Raw genomic sequence first — 1,301 nt, 5'->3', positions numbered from 1 at the left:
GGGTTACATTGCCCCCACTCAGGGAGAAATCGCGTGATTCCGTACTTTGGATCGCCCGCCCCAAACGTATCCTCGAAGTGAGTACACTCGTGGATAATAGTCGACAACTTCGAGGTAGCCGCACGGCTTCGATCGCGTATCGTACAAAATTCCTCGTGGATGCTTATTGTGTGTGTTTCAGTGTCGGGACCACATACGTGCGCTACAGTGCCGACGTTCTTGTTGGTCGGCAAGCATCCAAGAGATCGATCCAGATCGGGATGGGCTCTCAGAAAATTCCCAGGGGCAAGTGATCGCATGACGGCAAGAGTAGCCGTCAATCCAGTGATAAGACTATGACGAATTTCGTGGTCATTCGCGCCAAACCACGTCCAGACACGCCTACGTTCCTCAGGTGCCCATTCGGCCAATCTATCGAGGCGCTCCTTCACCAGATCGGCTCCTTCATCACGAAGTTGCATCATCAGCTTTCTAAATTCTGCGTCGGTCATGGCCGGGCAGATTGGCGGGCCGTTGAGCGTAAGAAAAACTTTCAACTTCGAGCCCGGTGTGGTGTTCGTCACCGCGGAATCGTGGACGCAAACGTATTCGTTACAGGACATCGCTATTGCCCTCCACGACCTCGAGCCTAAGTTTCTCGGCGTGACTCGTTGTTACTCGTCGGGTATTTCCCTCGGAATCCGTGACACCACTGACGATCTGACCTGATGCCGTGTATATGCGGTATCGAACACGCGCGAGCGGACGGCCACTCTGCTCATCGCACAAGACATACTGCTCGCTGTGCTCATCGTCGGTTGCCAGTGCAGAATCCGTGTGGTTTCGGATCTGCCCGGTCAACGCCGCCGCTTGTTCAGCCGTAAATCGCATCATCATGCCGCGCTGGGCATAGAACACCGGCTGGGGATTGCAACCGCAGACGTTGACGTCGCCGCTCAGCGCCCAAGGTTTGCCGTTCGGCCCGGTTCCCGGCCACCGCGGCCCTTTCGGAGCAATAAAGCCCTTCCGTCCGCACGCCGTGCAGTAGGTCTGCATATCCAGTGTCGCGATATGCACGCGCGGGGGCGGATTGGAACAGGTGACGGTCGGCAGGCCTTCCGTGATTGTCGCGCTGCCACCTCGATCACCTTGAGCAAGAAAATAGCGGATCATGCGCCATCCCCCTGCGCACCGCGTGTAACGGCAAGCTCCACGACCGTCCATTCTCTATTGGTAGCGTCACCGCGCCAGTTGCTCTCGAGATGCGAGTCGACAACGGCAAACAAATGCGCGGGCAATTTCTGCGTATGCGGCATCCTGAT

At 56.9% G+C, this 1,301-nt stretch carries 2 protein-coding genes; both read right to left on the bottom strand.

The window, feature by feature from the left end:
- A partial coding sequence (locus AB0F11_RS38250) for a M35 family metallo-endopeptidase (RefSeq protein ID WP_362184497.1) occupies positions 1–563 on the bottom strand: 563 nt, incomplete at its 3' end.
- Positions 564–591: 28 nt separating this feature from the next.
- Positions 592–1,152, bottom strand: coding sequence for a hypothetical protein (locus AB0F11_RS38245; RefSeq protein WP_137910414.1), 561 nt, complete (start codon positions 1,150–1,152; stop codon positions 592–594).
- Positions 1,153–1,301: the final 149 nt, after the last annotated feature.

Origin of the sequence: Streptomyces sp. NPDC032472 (genome assembly GCF_040636955.1) — a bacterium.
Classification (GTDB): Bacteria; Actinomycetota; Actinomycetes; order Streptomycetales; family Streptomycetaceae; genus Streptomyces.
The sequence above is the reverse complement of the archived record's forward strand: the minus strand, read 5'-3'. Positions and strand labels throughout refer to the sequence as shown.